Genomic DNA, 16,584 nt, shown 5'->3' with positions numbered 1-16,584 from the left:
CTCTAATCCACTTTCGGCGGATGGGTAAAGGTGTGGTGAGGCGCAGGGCTTGGTACTGTCCATTCAAGACCTTCAGCTCTATCCCAAGGCTTACTTGGCGCAGGCTCTCCCCCTCTTACGCACTTAATCGCTAGCCATAAGAAAATTAGCTGAGACAACCCAAACGCAAAACCACCAATCGACACGACTTGGTTAACGTCAGCAAACTGAATCGCATAATCAGGAATACGACGCGGCATACCCGCTAACCCTAAAAAGTGCATCGGGAAAAACAGTACATTAACTGAAATCACCGACGTCCAGAAATGCCACAGGCTGAGCTTGTGGTCGTACATATGTCCGGTCCACTTAGGCAGCCAATAATAGGCAGCAGCCATAATCGAGAACACGGCACCGGTTACCAGAACATAATGGAAGTGAGCCACAACAAAATAAGTATCGTGGTATTGGAAATCAGCTGGCACGATAGCGAGCATCAATCCAGATAACCCGCCAATCGTAAACAAAACAATGAAGGCAATCGCAAACAGCATTGGTGTTTCAAAGGTCAAAGCACCCCGCCACATGGTCGCTACCCAGTTGAAGACTTTCACACCGGTCGGCACCGCTATCAACATGGTGCAATACATGAAGAACAGTTCGGCAAATACTGGCATACCCGTGGTGAACATGTGGTGTGCCCAAACCAAGAATGACAACAGTGCGATACTACAGGTCGCATAAACCATCGAGTGATAACCAAACAGGCGCTTACCACTGAATGCAGGGATGATGGCTGAGACAATACCAAAAGATGGCAAGATCATGATGTACACTTCGGGGTGCCCAAAGAACCAGAATATGTGCTGGAACATCACCGGGTCCCCACCACCAGCGGCATCAAAGAAACTAGTCCCAAAATATTTGTCAGTCAGTACCATGGTCACCGCACCCGCGAGCACGGGCATCACGGCTATCAGCAAGAAAGCGGTAATTAACCAAGTCCATACGAACATCGGTAGCTTGAACCAAGTCATGCCCGGTGCGCGCATGTTCACTATGGTTACGATCACGTTAATCGCCCCCATGATCGAACTGATCCCCATAATATGAACTGAGAATACGAATAGCGCGGTACTGTCTGGCCCATAAGTTGTCGAGAGTGGCGCGTAGAAGGTCCAACCAAAGCTCGGGCCGCCACCCTCTGTAAACAAAGATCCGATTAAGATTAGAAACGCAAAAGGCAAGATCCAGAAACTGAGGTTGTTCATTCTCGGCAGCGCCATATCTGGTGCACCGATCATCATCGGAATCATCCAGTTAGCCAAACCCGTAAATGCAGGCATTACGGCACCGAATACCATGATTAAACCATGGACTGTAGTCATCTGATTGAAGAAATCTGGCTCAACGAGTTGCAAACCCGGTTGGAACAGCTCCGCACGGATCACCATCGCCATTGCGCCGCCCGTTAAGAACATTGCAAAGCTGAACCACAAATAAAGTGTACCAATGTCTTTATGATTGGTTGAATACAGCCAACGAGCCCAGCCTTTAGGTGCCGCATGTGAATCGTGATCATCAACAGGCAAATCATTATTGCCCAAGGTGCCTTCCGCAGAATGGCTCAGTACTTGATCTTCTGCTGGAGCCGATTTCACCGGCTTATTGATTGGTGAACTCATAACTGATCCTTAGCATCATTTTGTGCATCATCCGTTGAGCTTTCAGAACTGCCTTCTTGCTTCGCCTTATAAGCGTTGATATCTGAGGCCTGAACAATATCGCCGGTATCATTACCCCAAGCGTTTCGTTGATAAGTTACTACCGCTGCGATCTCTTTCTCGGTTAACTGATTATCGAATGCTTGCATCGCCGTACCGCCACGACCATAAACAATTGTGTCGATATGAACATCCACATCACCAAGGGCAATAGGACTTCCTTTGATGGCAGGGAATGCTCCAGGAATGCCCTCACCGTTTGCTTGGTGACAAACCGCACATCGAGTTTTGTAAACCTCTTCACCGATGGTATTCAACTCCGCCAAGGAAAGTGACGCACCTAATGCATCTTTTGCGGCTTGTTGTTCGGCTATCGCTAACTCTTTCTGCTCCGCTAGCCATGCGTCAAACTCATCTTCTTCCATGGCATGCACCACGATCGGCATGAAACCATGGGCACGACCACACAACTCTGCACACTGCCCTCGGTAAACACCAGGCTCATCTATCTTAGTCCAAGCCTCATTAATAAAGCCCGGAATGGTATCTTTCTTAACGGCGAATGCTGGCACCCACCATGAGTGAATCACATCATCGGAAGTCATCAAGAAACGGACTTTACGGTCAACAGGCAGTACCAGCGGCTTATCAACTTCTAGCAGGTAATGCGCGCCTTTCACTTCGAGGCCTTCAATCTCTTTGTCACTGGTCGCTAGAAGGCTGTAAAACTCGACGTCTTCACCAAAATAGCTGTAATGCCATTTCCATTGTGACCCGGTGATTTTAACGGTCAGATCTGATTGGGAGGTATCTTCCATCGCTATTAAGGTTTTGGTGGCGGGTATCGCCATAGCGATGAGAATGATGATAGGGATGATGGTCCAAAGAATTTCGACTTTCGTGCTTTCGTGAAAATGGGCAGCAACTGCGCCCTTCGATTTCCTGTGCCTCAAAATCGAATAAAACATCACACCAAAAACAACAAAGGCAATCGCACAACAGATGTAGAAGATCAGCATATGAAGTTCATACACCTTACCACTGATCTCAGTGACGCCTTGAGTCATGTTGTAATCACTGCTAGCGTGCACTAAAGGCGATACTAAAAGCACAACAAAACTCTTCAAAAGCCACGCTAGCCTAACCAGTAATCTTTTCAAAAGATCTCTCCTTGTCCTTCCTAATTGGATACTTGCGACCTAAATGTCGTTGCGAACTGGACAACATTCATTGTTATTCCGGCTACACATGAAAAGGCTGAATCTCAATCTACAACTCACATGGAACTAGCCTGTGAGCAGGCTACTGACCTCATATAAACCCAAGAACTAATACGGTTCAAAAGCGTTGGAGGTTTCCATGAAAGATTCAAAAACGGCGAATTTGTTAAATTTTGTTATATTTATGTAAAAGGCTAGTTAGTGATATCCAATTATTCAAGGTAAGTTTACTTACTAAACAGTCAATTATTTGAAGTGGCTTAATCTACGTGCCCTCTTGCCGTTGGAATTTATTTTATATCGAGTTTTACGATTGCCCCCATGGAAATGAGAATCAATATCACTTAAATTAAATCAACGGTAAGTCATACAGACATTAATAGGTTTAGTGATTATGCAAGATGCAATGAATTGGTTAGCGAGAGACCCAGATCCAAGAACTCGTGAAGAACTTCAACACCTCATCGATGAGGGAATGCACGACGAACTTGAAGACCGCTTTACTCAACGATTAGAGTTCGGAACGGCAGGACTTAGAGGCAAAGTTGGATGCGGCCCAAATCGAATGAACCGTTTAGTCATACAGGAAACAGCAACCGGGCTCGGCCACTACTTAATCGAACATGTCGCTAATGCGACCATTCGCGGTGTGGTCGTCGGTTATGACGGCCGTTTAGATTCAAAGCAGTTCGCGATTGATACCGCTTCCGTACTCACGGCTTTAGGCATTAAGGTTTATCTAACCTCGAACGTCGCGGCGACCCCTATCGTTGCCTTTGGTATTGAGCACTTCAACGCCGCAGCTGCCGTTGTGGTGACGGCCAGCCACAACCCACCGGAATACAATGGTTTCAAAGTGTACTGGGAGAATGGCGCTCAAATCATTCCTCCTCACGATGCGGGTATTGCCGCTGAAATCGATATCGCATCGACCAAGCCGCTCCCTTTAATGAGCCTAAGTGACGCTGAGACGCAAGGTAAGTTGGTGTGGTTAACTGAAGGCTATTATCAAACGTACCGCGCTGCGATCAATCAGAGCCCATACGTGAGTGACGAGATCGAATCGGCGAACACCACCATCACCTATACCGCAATGCATGGTGTCGGCGCACAAATGGCCGAGGATCTACTTCACGATTCTGGTTTCCATAAGGTGTTCAGCGTCGCCGAGCAAAGAGAGCCCGATGGTAACTTCCCGACCGTCAACTTCCCGAATCCGGAAGAAAAAGGCGCGATGGATCTGGTGGTTAACTTAGCAAAAAGTGTCGATGCCGACATTGCTTGTGCCAACGATCCAGATGCAGACCGATTTGCGGTTGCAGTGAGAACAGATGATGGCTCATACAAAATGCTAACAGGTGACCAAGTCGGCGTGCTATTCGCTCATTATCTACTCTCAAAGCCGCATACCAAAAACCAATTAGTTGGTAACAGTATCGTATCTTCAACATTGCTTGAAAAAGTAGCTCAATCCCACGGGGCGACTTATTTCCAAACACTGACAGGCTTTAAATGGTTAGCGAATATTGGCATGCAATTGGAAAATGATCAGAACGACTTCTTGTTCGCCTATGAAGAAGCATTAGGCTACACAATTGGTACTCAAGTACGAGACAAAGATGGGCTGTCTGCTATTGTCGTGTTTGCTCAATTGGTTGAGGAGTTAAAATCTCAAGGTCGAACTGTCTGGGATCTTCTTGCTCAAATTTCATTTGAACATGGGGTTCACACCAACGCGCAACGAAGTATTGCTTTAGACCCAGACTCACCATCGATTGGTTCTAAGCTCCGCTCAGCACAGCCTAAAGCAATCAACGGTGTCGCTATCTCTGTAATTGAAGACCTGCAGTCTTCTTTACGCTTCGTCATTGGAGGCAATACTGAAGCCATTAACCTGCCTGCAAGTGACGTACTCATCTATCATCTCGAAGATGGTTCACGCATTATCGTAAGACCTTCCGGTACTGAGCCAAAAGTTAAGATCTACTATGAGACGGTGACAAAATTTGAAGGGACAGAAACCTATGAAGACACTCGCCTGCGCGGTGAGAAGTACATGGAGAAACTGATTGAACAGCACCAACAAGAGTTGAATTCATAGCGATTTAGCGCGTTCAACATGTAACGGTTAAACATAAAAATGGACGCTCGAAGCGTCCATTTTTGTCTCAGCGGCTAACCACGAGAAGATGTCTGATTTGATTCGTCTACGAAGTAAAGAAAGAAGACAACATCCAGATAGCTAACACGATGAAAACTCCGCCCATGACTTTCTGTTGATAGGTACGAAACTTCGCGTTTTCTACGAGAGATTTACCAATCGTACCCACTAACGCCACCAGCAAAAAGTTAAACGTTAAGCCGAGAACATTCAGTAATAAACCCAGAACAAGCATCTGCTGACCGGAAGTCGCTTCAATATTCGTCGACACAAACTGAGGCAGAAACATCACAAAGAAAACCAAGGCTTTAGGGTTAAGCAGGTTGCTGATCAGCGCTCGTTGATAATAGGCTTTTGCAGCAAAATTATCGTTTAACTCCGGCGCATTACCCTGCTCTGTTCGCAGGCAATCCCAACCCATCTTCAACAAGTACGCGCCGCCTAACAAATGGAGAGCTTTAAGCGCTATTGGGCTCATTGCGATCAACGCTGATACACCCATGGCCGCTAATACTGTCAGAATGATTCCAGAAGTCGCATTACCTAGGCTTGCAAACACGCCGACCTTACGGCCATAGCTCATGCTTGAACTCGCAATCAGTAACATATCAGGGCCAGGTAAAAGAAGAAGTGCAACAACGGCAGTCAGGTAGACAGGTAAAATGGTTAAGTCGATCATGAGGGTCAGCATTGATAAAAACGGAGGCGGATTTTATATCAATTACTAACACCCTTCCAGATGCAATCAGTTGTTCGACGTTTATTTAATCGAATTAAAAACCAACATTAATCGACAAAGCCAATTTATTAACTAAATAGAAAAGACTAATTAACTTGCTACCCATTCGATCTCAATCAATGTCGTATCGCCACACTTTAGGCGACCAAGGAAGATATCGCCTCGATGTACGGCCCCAACACCTTTTGGCGTACCTGTCATCACAACATCGCCGTCTAGTAAGGTGGTATAAGAAGACAGCTCTTCTAGGATAGTTTTTGGAGAGTAAAGCATCTGCTCAACATGTCCTTTCTGAACACGAACACAGTTAATAAACAACTCTAGGTTTAAGTCTGCAAGGTCTAAGTTATCAATTGGAACAAAGCGACTCAAGACAGCGGAACCATCAAACGCCTTGGCGCGCTCCCAAGGTAGGCCTTTCGCTTTTAAGCTACTTTGTAATTCACGTTTGGTGAGATCTAGTCCTAAACCCACAGCGGAGTACTGGCCATTTTCAACAATAAAACAGATTTCTGCTTCGTAGTGCAGCGCTTCTTGATGAAAAGAAGACAGGGATGACGTAACGCTGGTACTTGGTTTATTGAAAACCACCATAGAGTCTGGGATTGCGTTATTGAGTTCTTCGATGTGATCGACATAGTTACGCCCAACACACAGCACCTTAGTTGGGGTTGCTGTTCGTCTCGAATTCATCAGCTGTTCCTGATCGACAACACTGCTCATAGTTTATCCCTGAACTATTTTTTTTGAGTGGAGAGTTTAACGCATCATAAAATGAGAGTCTTCGACAAGATGGTTACCAATATCTAAATTCTGATCTTTAGCTCAATTCGATGCTTTGAAAGCGTTTATACGAAGGTCGCAATAGTGCGAAATCACCATTCAAGACAAAAGCCCAAAACGAAAAAAGCCCTCTCTAACCAAAAGGTTTGAGAGGGCTTAGCATGGTGTCTAGGACAGTATCCTAAAAGGTAAACCTAAGGAGTAAACACTATGCTAAATCAGTCTGCGACTTATAGGTAGTAACGAGCACCAAGTAGCCATTGGTCGTCAGCTTTCTCTTTGTACTCACCAGAACCTTGTAGGTCGAATTGGTAACCAGCGAAGCCTACGAACTGAGATGTGAAGTTGTATTCAGCTTGTAGAGCTGTTGTAGCAAATACTGTTTCGCTCATCTTGTCATCTTCTACAGCTTCGTAGTTAACGCTTAGGTTAAGGCTGTTAGCTAGTGCGTAAGATGCTAAAAATTCGTAACCTGTAGACTCTGAAATAACGCCAAACTTACCATTATTCATGTAGTTGTTCGCTGCGTATACAGCTGCAACGTAAAGACCTTCAGAACCGTATGAACCGTAAGTTGCACTTAGTACATTAGAATCAGCAGTCTTTGAATCAGTACCAACATTAGCACCAGTACCGAAAGTAACGTGACCAGTATTGTAAGCGTAGTTCACAGAGAAGTTAGCGATATCGTAGTTCAGAGCGATTTGACCGCGGTTACCGTACTTATTCTCTGAAGCAACTTCGTTGTATTCTTCGTCAGAAACCTTACGACCTTGCCATGCAACGCCAATTGCTAGAGAGCCAGCGTTACCGAAATCCACAGCGTTAGCGTAGCTCACCATCTCTTCAGCACGACCAGTACCTAGATTACCGTGATCTTCGTAGATGAAGTCATTCGCGAATGCGATTGGCATATCAGCAACACCAGCAACGTTGTAGTAAGGTGCCCATTGAGTACCTACTGCTGCACGGCCATAATCGTCGTGAGAAACACCAACGTAACCAAGACGAGTTGTGAATGACTGATCACCACCGTCAAGCATGTTTAGCGCCCATTCACCTTTAGCATCAGCAGTAAAGCCGTTACCAAGTTCGTGAGTTGCACCGAAGTTGATACGTGGAGAAACAGTTTCAACACCGATGTCATCGCTGTTTTGACGATCGTCGCTGTTTACATCACCAACTGCAACTGAAACGTGACCGCCAACTGAGAATGTTGTGCCGTCTTCGTTGTAAAGTTCTACTGCGACTGCCTGTGTACCAAATACTGCACCAGAAATTGCTAGCGCTAAAAGTTTCTTATTCATTTGTCATGTCCATTATGTAACTGGGTGAGTTATTCACTAACAACCTCGTGCTTACGGAGAAGTTGTTACCTGCATTTAACAAGTAGGCAAACCCTAATATACGAATGACAAGAAAGTTGCATTAAAATATATAAAATAAAAAAAATCGCACTATAAAAAACAAAAATACCTTTTAAAACAGTTGATTAACACGACAATCGCTGGGATCTCCTTTCATTCTTTGAGATAAATACTTTGATTATTTTTGATTTTATAATCACTAAAAAAGCATTAAAAATCTAAACCCAAGGTAACTCATCAGACCATCGAGAGGCTCGCCTTTGCCTTTGAAACATTTTGTAACACGTAGAGCTCAGCTGAAATATTTAGCTTTGTGAAACAAATCCCAATATGAGCTAGGAAAAATCGTTCAATAGAAAGTTCATTAGAGAAAAACAAAAAAGGGCAACCAATCAGCGACTGGTTGCCCTTCATAACTCATCATTGAACTCTTATTTGAAGCAAACCTCAGCCCAACGAGCTAAACCTGCAGTTACTGAACCGAAGTAATTACCACTCACAATCGGTACATTCGGCACAGCTTGTTGTACGGCTTCACGAAGTATCGGTGAACGAGCGGAACCACCCGTCATGTAGATTACGTCTGGCTTTTTCTGGCCTTGTTGAATCGCTTCTTTAACCAACTCAATCATCTTAGACTTTGGTGTTTCAATCGCTTCAACCATCTGTTCGACTGAGATATCTACCTCGACCAGTTCAGAGGCAACATTAATCGCAGCACGATATTGAGGGGATTCTGCCAGCGCAATCTTGGCCTCTTCCGCTCTACGCACAATACCGTAACCCAAAGTGTCGTGATAAACCTTCATCAAACGTTCTAGCTTTTGAGGCTCTGACGCTTCTTTACGAAGTAATTTTAATGCCGCTAGGTTTTCTCTTGAATAGAAGTTCTTTTGAGCTTCAACATTATTAATCGCAATTGGGTTCCAGAATTGAGTCAGTGGCATATCAATACCCGAAATGCCTTTGCTGCCCATACCAAAAGGTGACATCAGTTGTTTGAATGCAAGATAGATATCGAGGTCATTCCCCCCTACCCTTTGCCCACTGTGTGCCAACAAGCTCTGGGTACGATCCGCTTTACCAGACCACGTTGGTCCCATTTCTAATAATGAGCAATCGGTGGTACCACCGCCAATATCAACAACCAATACTGTTTGGTTTTCAGTTAATGTGCTTTCGTAATCAAGGCCTGCGGCTACGGGCTCAAATTGAAAAGCGATATCAAGGAAACCGGCACGCTTAGCTGCGCGAGACAGTATGTCTTCAGCTTGTCTGTTCGCCTCTTCACCACCTCGACCGTGGAAGTTAATTGGTCGGCCGATAACAGCTTGCTTGATCTGCTCTTGAGTCGTGAGTTCGGCTTGATTCTTGATATTTGCCATCATGGCGCACACTAAATCTTCGAAAAAGCTCACCTGCACATCATGCAGTCCACTCGCGCCAAGGAAAGATTTAGGGGACTTAACATAATAAACATCGCGAGGGTCTTCTAAATATAAGTCCAACGCAGCCTGACCAAATGCCATGTCTTCTGGCACTAAGTCGATACTCTCTTCTCTGTTCAGCGCAATCGCACGTCGTAGTACTTGCTCACCGATCGCATCACTCGGCTTGATATTCAAGTGGCGGAATAGATGTTCAGAAACACTCTCACGAGTAGGCGCAAACACGGTTGAGGGAATATAGTGGTTGTTACCTTCTAGCGGTAACAGGCTTGGCTCTCCATTAACCATCGCCGCGACAGAACAGTTCGCTGTTCCATAATCAAATCCAATAAACATAATATCCCCCCACTCAACAAAAGGGGCGAGATGTTACATGAAAAGCCTAAAAATTACGAGGTCATTTCTAAATTTAACTGAGTAATTTCTTAGCTTAACGGCTCTTCAAGAAGAAACAAATATGCTACATTTCAGCCCAAATGAATCACAGGTTAGAGAAATGAAAACACCTTGCCGAGCGGCTTGTAAAAATAATGGCGGAATGTGTAGTGGCTGCTTTCGAACAATGGATGAAATTATAGGTTGGAAAGGCTTATCTGAAGAAGAGCAAACGTCGGTTATGGATAATCTTAGTGGCGCGAGTTCGACTCACCAATGTCCACAGTGTAATGAGCCAGCTCAATGCGATATCAGTGCGGGCAAAGAGACGTGTTGGTGTTTTGAGTTAGAAAAACGAGATACTAGCGATATTCCAAAGGCTGGAGTTTGTATGTGTCGTAAGTGCTTGTCTGCCCTGCCCGTTCAGTAGTTTAGAGCCCATTTAGTAAGTTACTGGATAGCAAGTTACTAGCCAGTTCAACATAGACAAAAAAAGCGAGAGGTTGTTTTCTCGCTTCAAAATACTGAGATCAAATTTCGACCTAATCGTTACCTGGTTAGTGTCTACTTCGCTTTTGCAACCAGCGCAGGCTGAGAAAACTGGATACCATTCCAGCCATGAACCATAAAGTTACGAATATTTTGATGGTCGCTGTTCTCAGGAAAACCTAGCACGTCGTTACGATAAAATTGACCAAAACAAGCAAGTGTTTGCTCTGCTGATAGGCCTTGCTCTAAACCAAAAGCAAAAATCTTACACGAACCATTATTCTGCCCTGCAGCGTTCACTACCTCACCATTGCGAAATTCGCGCTCAGAAAAATCATAGTGAGCTTCGATCACTTGCATTGTATCTTCAAATTGCACGGCCTCTGGGGTTTCAGCCAGAGTATTCAATAAGGTTTCCAGTTCCATTTACTATTTCTCCATCAAGTATATATCTGTCAGCAGTGTATCTTGTTTTACGACAAGAGTAAGCCGTTGTTTACTTGAGATAGCGATTCACTTTTTTGTTGTACGCTGCTAATTACTTCAATGAAACTAATGACATAGTTTTATCAGGGCGTTATATTATTTTATCAAACGATTAACATTGTTCAGTAACGAATATGCATAAAGATAAAAACTTAGAACTGTTCAGATACCTAAAGCCAGGTACAAAAACAGCAGGTGTATTGGAATTTGGCCCAGACGACTCAATCCAGATCAGTACACTTTATATCGGACACAAAGAAGATCAGTACCTCATCCTAGAGCTTACGCAAAAAGCGACAGAAGCACTGACGCTGAGAAAGCTCACAAACGTTGATATTATTGTTCGTGCGATTACCGACACCGAACTTGGGCACATTGTCGCGTTCAAAACCAATGTACTGGCTCATATCACCTCTCCAGCACATCTAATCTTCCTTCGCCCACCCTCAAACTTTGCAAGCAAGCCTATTCGTGAACACGAAAGGTATAAAGTACGTCTCAGCTGTGAAGTCACTTTTGATACCTTGTCGCTGGATGCCACACTAGTCGACTTTTCAGCGTCAGGGTGCGGTATCTATCTTACCCAGCAATCAGATATTGATGTCGGCTGGAAGATAAAAGTTAATTCTGACTTAAATGAGTACTTAGATGACGATCTTGTCTACAAGGTGGTAAGTAAGAAAAGGCAAAGACAAGGCTGGCTGCTAGGTATCCAATTCCCTGAACACCTAGATATGAGTGATGAGTTGAAAACGCTGCTATTGGAACAAGCCTTTGTCGCTGGCTCGATATAAAGGCAGAAAATTAGTTACTTCTCTTCAACAGACTCCATTAAAGAGCACTAAGTTAAAGCCTAGTGCTCTGTGTCATTCCAGTATGAGTTTTTGAAATGAACAAACGCTTGGTGGAGCGACTCTTCTTTAATCGGCTTTACAATCACGTAATTCGCCCCTGCGGCCATAAAGCTGTCTCTAGTTGACTCTTGAGCATCAGCGGTACACGCATAAATAGGGGCTGACACACCAATCTCACCTCTTAGCTGCTGAGTGGTTTCAACACCACCGAGATTAGGGAGTTGGTTATCCATCAAGATCAAGTCATAGGTAATCGTCTTAGCCATCTCAATCGCTTCTAAGCCATCTTTTACCCAGGTGACGACCATGCCATATTTCTTACAGAAAGCCTGAGCAATAAAGGCGTTGGTGTGATTGTCTTCCACCAGCAACACATTCAAAGGTCGACTAAACAACGCCTCTGGCTCAACCTCAGCTTGTTGCTTAGCATCGACTAATAGCGGCTTGGCGTGTACGACTACAGGAATTTCTATCGTGAACTCTGAGCCTTGACCTATCACGCTGCGGACTTGAATGTCCCCTTCCAGCATATCGACCAGATTTTTTACAATTGTAAGTCCTAAACCAGTGCCACCATATTCACGAGTGGTGGTCTCTTCGGCTTGAACAAAGGGTTCAAAAACAGCATCAATTTTGCTTTCATCAATACCAATGCCAGAATCTTTCACTCGAACGATCAAGCTGGCGTGATCGGAGTTAAAGATACTCTCGAGATCAAAGCTGACGGAGATACCGCCTTGATGAGTGAATTTAAAAGCATTACTCAACAGATTAAACATGATCTGATTGAGGCGTACTTGGTCGGTATTGATTTCAATGTCATCAACCAAGTGATTCACAATGGTAAATTCGACGGATTTATCTTCACACAGCGGTCGATAGATGCTGTCTAAGGTATTAACTAACTCCCCTAAACGGAAGTCTTTCTTTTGAATATTAAACTGCCCTTGCTCAATCTTTGAGAAGTCCAAGATATCGTTAAGTACCGCCAGTAAATGTTCCGCACTATTACACAGTACATCCACCTGCTCGCGATTATCTTCATTGTGCATAGAGCGCTTGAGCAGCTGAGACACACCGAGAATACCGTTGAGCGGCGTGCGAATCTCATGACTCATCTTAGCTAAGAAGTCTGCTCGCACATTCGCAAGATGCTCAGCTTCTTCTCTTGCTCGATCAGCCTGTCTTTCCGCCTCGATTAGCTTAGTAATATCTTGCCCTTGTACCACCACTCCTGTGATGCCGTGTTCCACGCGAATAGCAGACATGTTCCAACGAAACACCTTTTCACCAATGGGTACGTTAATACCCGTCAGTTTAGAACCCTGAACCACCATTTGAATATTAGGCAGCATTCGCTGCTCAAACTCTTGGGCAATTGGACCATAATTGTCATCAGCATCGAACAACGCCATACGAGCGGCGGGGTTCATCTGAATCAAATCGCCTTTTTCAGACCAAACTAAGATAGGCGAATGAGCAAAGTTAAAGAGATCTTGGAATTTTTGATTCTGTTCAGATAAGCGCTCAAAGGTGTCTTCAAGAGTACAACCAATATGATGAAATTCGAAAATGTTAGAGCCATCGAACTTGTTGTACTCTTCGCTAGCACTTGCCGAACGAGTAAAGTCCATTAGCTTATCAAGCTCGGCTGAGACTCTCTTTTGAATCCAAGTTCGAGCAAAAAAAGACATCAATATGATCACCACAATCACCACGATGATCGCACGCTGATAATTCTCTTCTAACGCAATGAAATTATTATTTTTTTGAACAGCTCGAATGATTAAAGGAGTTTCAACAGCATTAATCTTAATGGTTGCGATGGTAACGAAATGACGCGGCAACTGTTCGTACATTTGGTAATTGAGGATGTCAGTAATGGTGTAGCTTTCATCACCACTGAATGTCGATGTCACCGGTGTACCGTGCGCTTCAATCACGATATTTTCGCTATTACTGCCCTGTTGGATTGACTCAGCCAAAGAGAAGTTATTGTCAAGCACAATGGCGATATAGAGTTGACCAAGGACTTCCCCAGTAGCGTTATCAACAATAGGGGTACGGCGAGCCAACAAGTGACGCTTACCTATATCTGTCCTCAGTTTAATAAAATGCCAATTACTGCTGAACGAAACCTCATCAGAAATATGCTTTAAGTTGGACTCATCCAAACCATAAAATTGACTGTTGCCGTCTTCCCAAGCCAAACCATCGTGGGTTGAGACAAAGCGTAAATCTGGTGCATGATCCGGTTCACCTTGGTCAACACCAAAGAAAAAGTAGCTCAGAGTCTCGTCATTACCCGTATCAAAGTGCTCTCTGAGAGTTTCACTGTGTGAGCTACTGTCTTGATGGATTTGCAGCACCGACAAACGATAATCAAACATGTTTTGGATCAGGCTTGAGGTTTGCTGTACCGTTCGATTCGTCTCTTGCTGTACGATATTACTGCTGGTTTCATAATTATGAATAAGCACGCCAAGTGCCATCACGCCTATCACCAAAATAACGATACGCGTAATGAGTCTAGCTAAAGTGTTTCTAGGTGTACTGGCGTAACTTTTCTTCATTAGTGACCTGAGTACCTAAATGCTCGCTGTTTAAGTTCTGAAATACGTTCTGGGGAATCTTCCTTGGTGACAATTTCAAATTCACCAGAGTAAACGGTAGGCACTTCCAAACCGGCTAGATCCCACTTGATCGCCTCTGCCATTGCAATGCCTGTATCGTCGTTCATACGCATGACAGTAACATCTAGGTCGCCCCTTGCAATGGCTTCAAGTTCAGCAGAGCCGCCTCCCCAACCATTCACTAAGATGTCTTGGCCCGATTCACGAATCGCTTCCATTGCACCGAGAGCGACATCCGTTGAACATGCATAGATAAAGTCTAGATCCTTATCGTTCTCTATGCTGATTTTAGCCGCTTGGTAGCCACTGTCTTTGTTTGATTTTGTGTAAAACGAAGACTTAAGGGTAAAGTTGGTATCCGTATTCACTTCATGGATAAAAGTATCTCCACGCGCATCACTGATATAGCCTTGTGAGTAATACAAAACAGAATACTTACTGTCTGGCGGACTTACTTGTTTAAAATAGTCCGCCAGTTTTAAACTGCCTGTCGCATGGTCAAAACCCACATACATAAATGGCTGTCTATCTGCCCAAGCTCGCACTGGCGTCGTGATATTTTGAAGAATCAGTTTGGTGTCTGTAGAGGTCAACACGTGCTCGATAAACTTGCGGTGGCGCGTGGTATCTAGCGTGAAAATCAAATAATCCGTCTTGTTTTCAATCGCTTCTTGCAACGAAATACTCTGCTGCGCGAGATCGGCATTAATACGGGTAAACACTTGATTTATTTGATAGCGGATCTTCAGCCTATCGAGACGCTTCTCAAAAGCTTGAATATTGCGAACCCAGTAATCCGAGATCTGTTGACCCGGATACACCACGGAAATCGTGATCGGCTCATCTTGGATCCTTCTCAGTGGCACAGGGTGATTTTGTACAGCCTCGACCATTTTATCGGTCAATGCTCTTTGTTCTGGAAAAGTGGAAAGATAATCTTGGTATTCCCAGTACCCATTGAGGACATGAGTACCATGGGAGAGAGCGGACGCAGAAAATACGGCAAGTCCAAACAACATCAGTAAACGTTTCATATTTTTCTCGTTTTATATGAGCTACTTTGGCTCATTTTTTAACCTAGCATGACACCATCTCTTTGTATGGCTAGTGGATATTATGTAGGACAACGATGATAAATGATAGCGTCTAACACTAATTAGAACGACATTCTAAATGAGCAATATGTTAATTTGGAATGGAGATTAAGAACAACGAGTTAAATTATGATTTCAGCCCATTCACGGTAAGAGTAATTACCATTTAAATTCATAAGCTTAGCTAGAGCTATTATAGCCCCTTACACTATTAAGATTTAATCAATAACAAACATTTTAGCTATGAATTATGAGACTTCGATATATTGAATTTGCTCTTCTTGCCACTCAATGATTAGTTTGAGTGATACCAGTTTTTCTTTGCGGGATTTGGGCAACTGCTTGATCGCGTATTCGGTTTTCAACGCCTCACTTTTTGAGCCAACACCAAAGCTCCAAACCAGCTTAAGTGGGCCTTTACCTTTTAAAGCTTTGGCGCCTTTACCGGTTTGATGTTGTTCAAATCGACGTTCTAGATTGTTCGTCACGCCACAATAAAGGGCATTGTGACGATTGCGGATCAAGTACACGACCCAATCCGCATTTTTATCAGCATCTGACATTTAAAGCAGTGATTCAACCAGAGCCTTAAGCTCTGCCACTTCTGCTCGTAGGCTTGCAACTTCAGACTCAAGCTCTTCAAACTTTTCACTCGTTGCAGAGGGGGCAGCCGCGCTTACTGATGCCATCGCAAACGCTTCAACGTCCACTTCACCGCTCAACAAATGCTGGTAGCGTGATTCACGTTTACCCGCTTCGCGTGGCAGCTTCACAACCAAGGCACCTGCTTCTCTTGCAGCGAGTTTGTCTAATGTTGCTTCTACTTCTTTCACATCACTAAAGTTTGCAAGGCGACCCGTTCGAGTACGAAGTTCACCGGGTGTTTGCGCACCGCGCAGTAACATACAGCAGATGATTGCACGCTCTTGCTCTGTAAATTGCAGATCGCCGAACTCAGTGTTGCAGAAACGATGCTGATACTTATTAACACGGCTATTGAAGCTGCTCTCATCACTCACCATGCGACGTCCGATTAAACCATCAACTGCATCTAAAACATCTGACTCAGAAAGAGAGAGAACAGGTTCACGGTTACTCTTTTGATTGCATGCCGTGGTTAAACTGTTCAGTGTCAGTGGGTAATGATCGGGAGTAGTGATTTCTTTCTCGATCAAACAACCGATAATTCTCGCTTCAATTGGGGAAAGTACTGTGTTCATCGTTTTTCCTTT

At 44.2% G+C, this 16,584-nt stretch carries 14 protein-coding genes; 3 read left to right on the top strand and 11 right to left on the bottom strand.

Translation table 11 applies throughout. From position 1 onward, the window contains the following. Positions 1–2 precede the first annotated feature (2 nt). Both ctaD and coxB read right to left on the bottom strand, forming a co-directional pair. Entirely contained in the window at positions 3–1,664 is a 1,662-nt protein-coding gene (ctaD, locus tag AB4585_RS13050; protein WP_017061756.1) for a cytochrome c oxidase subunit I, read from the bottom strand. After that, positions 1,661–2,863, bottom strand: coding sequence for a cytochrome c oxidase subunit II (gene coxB / locus AB4585_RS13045; RefSeq protein ID WP_017064841.1), 1,203 nt, complete (start codon positions 2,861–2,863; stop codon positions 1,661–1,663). Before coxB ends, ctaD begins: the two co-directional genes overlap by 4 nt. 454 nt (positions 2,864–3,317) lie before the next feature. Between coxB and AB4585_RS13040 the strand changes: the two genes are divergently transcribed. After that, positions 3,318–5,024 carry a phospho-sugar mutase gene (locus tag AB4585_RS13040; RefSeq protein ID WP_104216245.1) on the top strand — a complete coding sequence of 569 codons (1,707 nt, stop codon included), beginning with the start codon at positions 3,318–3,320 and terminating at the stop codon, positions 5,022–5,024. A gap of 106 nt (positions 5,025–5,130) precedes the next feature. Here the strand turns inward: AB4585_RS13040 and AB4585_RS13035 are convergent, their stop codons facing one another. The 4 genes from AB4585_RS13035 to yegD form a co-directional block, all read right to left on the bottom strand. Continuing rightward, a complete protein-coding gene (locus AB4585_RS13035) occupies positions 5,131–5,763 on the bottom strand; it encodes a LysE family translocator (RefSeq protein ID WP_017064843.1) in 633 nt (210 codons plus the stop codon). A gap of 150 nt (positions 5,764–5,913) precedes the next feature. After that, positions 5,914–6,546 (bottom strand): fumarylacetoacetate hydrolase family protein, encoded by a 633-nt coding sequence (locus AB4585_RS13030; RefSeq protein ID WP_017061760.1) that lies wholly within the window; start codon positions 6,544–6,546, stop codon positions 5,914–5,916. A 290-nt stretch (positions 6,547–6,836) separates the two neighbouring features. After that, positions 6,837–7,913, bottom strand: a complete 1,077-nt coding sequence (locus AB4585_RS13025) for a porin (protein WP_171733606.1) — start codon at positions 7,911–7,913, stop codon at positions 6,837–6,839. A 491-nt stretch (positions 7,914–8,404) separates the two neighbouring features. Beyond that, positions 8,405–9,757: a molecular chaperone gene (gene yegD, locus AB4585_RS13020; RefSeq protein ID WP_017064846.1), complete on the bottom strand. Its 1,353-nt coding sequence runs from the start codon at positions 9,755–9,757 to the stop codon at positions 8,405–8,407. Positions 9,758–9,917: 160 nt separating this feature from the next. Between yegD and AB4585_RS13015 the strand changes: the two genes are divergently transcribed. After that, positions 9,918–10,226 (top strand): DUF1289 domain-containing protein, encoded by a 309-nt coding sequence (locus AB4585_RS13015; protein WP_080582242.1) that lies wholly within the window; start codon positions 9,918–9,920, stop codon positions 10,224–10,226. A 134-nt stretch (positions 10,227–10,360) separates the two neighbouring features. Here AB4585_RS13015 and AB4585_RS13010 read toward each other — a convergent pair whose 3' ends face one another. After that, positions 10,361–10,711, bottom strand: coding sequence for a HopJ type III effector protein (locus tag AB4585_RS13010; RefSeq protein ID WP_102397945.1), 351 nt, complete (start codon positions 10,709–10,711; stop codon positions 10,361–10,363). Positions 10,712–10,905: 194 nt separating this feature from the next. Here AB4585_RS13010 and AB4585_RS13005 point away from each other — a divergent pair, with 194 nt between their 5' ends. Beyond that, complete coding sequence (locus AB4585_RS13005; RefSeq protein ID WP_017064847.1) at positions 10,906–11,565, top strand: PilZ domain-containing protein; 660 nt, start codon at positions 10,906–10,908, stop codon at positions 11,563–11,565. A gap of 59 nt (positions 11,566–11,624) precedes the next feature. Here AB4585_RS13005 and luxQ read toward each other — a convergent pair whose 3' ends face one another. The 4 genes from luxQ to AB4585_RS12985 all read right to left on the bottom strand — a co-directional run bounded on the left by luxQ (position 11,625) and on the right by AB4585_RS12985 (position 16,572). After that, complete coding sequence (gene luxQ / locus AB4585_RS13000; protein WP_372170001.1) at positions 11,625–14,198, bottom strand: quorum-sensing autoinducer 2 sensor kinase/phosphatase LuxQ; 2,574 nt, start codon at positions 14,196–14,198, stop codon at positions 11,625–11,627. Continuing rightward, complete coding sequence (locus AB4585_RS12995) at positions 14,198–15,292, bottom strand: autoinducer 2-binding periplasmic protein LuxP (protein WP_136973815.1); 1,095 nt, start codon at positions 15,290–15,292, stop codon at positions 14,198–14,200. Before AB4585_RS12995 ends, luxQ begins: the two co-directional genes overlap by 1 nt. A 308-nt stretch (positions 15,293–15,600) precedes the next feature. Then, a complete protein-coding gene (locus AB4585_RS12990) occupies positions 15,601–15,915 on the bottom strand; it encodes a GIY-YIG nuclease family protein (protein ID WP_136978689.1) in 315 nt (104 codons plus the stop codon). After that, on the bottom strand, positions 15,916–16,572 hold the full coding sequence (locus AB4585_RS12985; protein ID WP_372154995.1) for a YceH family protein: 657 nt from the start codon (positions 16,570–16,572) through the stop codon (positions 15,916–15,918). Positions 16,573–16,584: the final 12 nt, after the last annotated feature.

The organism is Vibrio sp. 10N.222.49.C9 (genome assembly GCF_041474985.1).
Lineage (GTDB): Bacteria > Pseudomonadota > Gammaproteobacteria > Enterobacterales > Vibrionaceae > Vibrio > Vibrio crassostreae_C.
This window is presented reverse-complemented; position numbering and strand designations above follow the sequence as displayed.

Coding starts and splice junctions, on each gene's coding strand:
- ctaD (WP_017061756.1), bottom strand. CDS start 1,664: ATGAGTTCACCAATCAATAAGCCGGTGAAATCGGCTCCAGCAGAAGAT.
- AB4585_RS12995 (WP_136973815.1), bottom strand. CDS start 15,292: ATGAAACGTTTACTGATGTTGTTTGGACTTGCCGTATTTTCTGCGTCC.
- AB4585_RS13035 (WP_017064843.1), bottom strand. CDS start 5,763: ATGATCGACTTAACCATTTTACCTGTCTACCTGACTGCCGTTGTTGCA.
- AB4585_RS13025 (WP_171733606.1), bottom strand. CDS start 7,913: ATGAATAAGAAACTTTTAGCGCTAGCAATTTCTGGTGCAGTATTTGGT.
- luxQ (WP_372170001.1), bottom strand. CDS start 14,198: ATGAAGAAAAGTTACGCCAGTACACCTAGAAACACTTTAGCTAGACTC.
- AB4585_RS13010 (WP_102397945.1), bottom strand. CDS start 10,711: ATGGAACTGGAAACCTTATTGAATACTCTGGCTGAAACCCCAGAGGCC.
- AB4585_RS13005 (WP_017064847.1), top strand. CDS start 10,906: ATGCATAAAGATAAAAACTTAGAACTGTTCAGATACCTAAAGCCAGGT.
- AB4585_RS13040 (WP_104216245.1), top strand. CDS start 3,318: ATGCAAGATGCAATGAATTGGTTAGCGAGAGACCCAGATCCAAGAACT.
- AB4585_RS12985 (WP_372154995.1), bottom strand. CDS start 16,572: ATGAACACAGTACTTTCCCCAATTGAAGCGAGAATTATCGGTTGTTTG.
- yegD (WP_017064846.1), bottom strand. CDS start 9,757: ATGTTTATTGGATTTGATTATGGAACAGCGAACTGTTCTGTCGCGGCG.
- AB4585_RS13030 (WP_017061760.1), bottom strand. CDS start 6,546: ATGAGCAGTGTTGTCGATCAGGAACAGCTGATGAATTCGAGACGAACA.
- AB4585_RS12990 (WP_136978689.1), bottom strand. CDS start 15,915: ATGTCAGATGCTGATAAAAATGCGGATTGGGTCGTGTACTTGATCCGC.
- AB4585_RS13015 (WP_080582242.1), top strand. CDS start 9,918: ATGAAAACACCTTGCCGAGCGGCTTGTAAAAATAATGGCGGAATGTGT.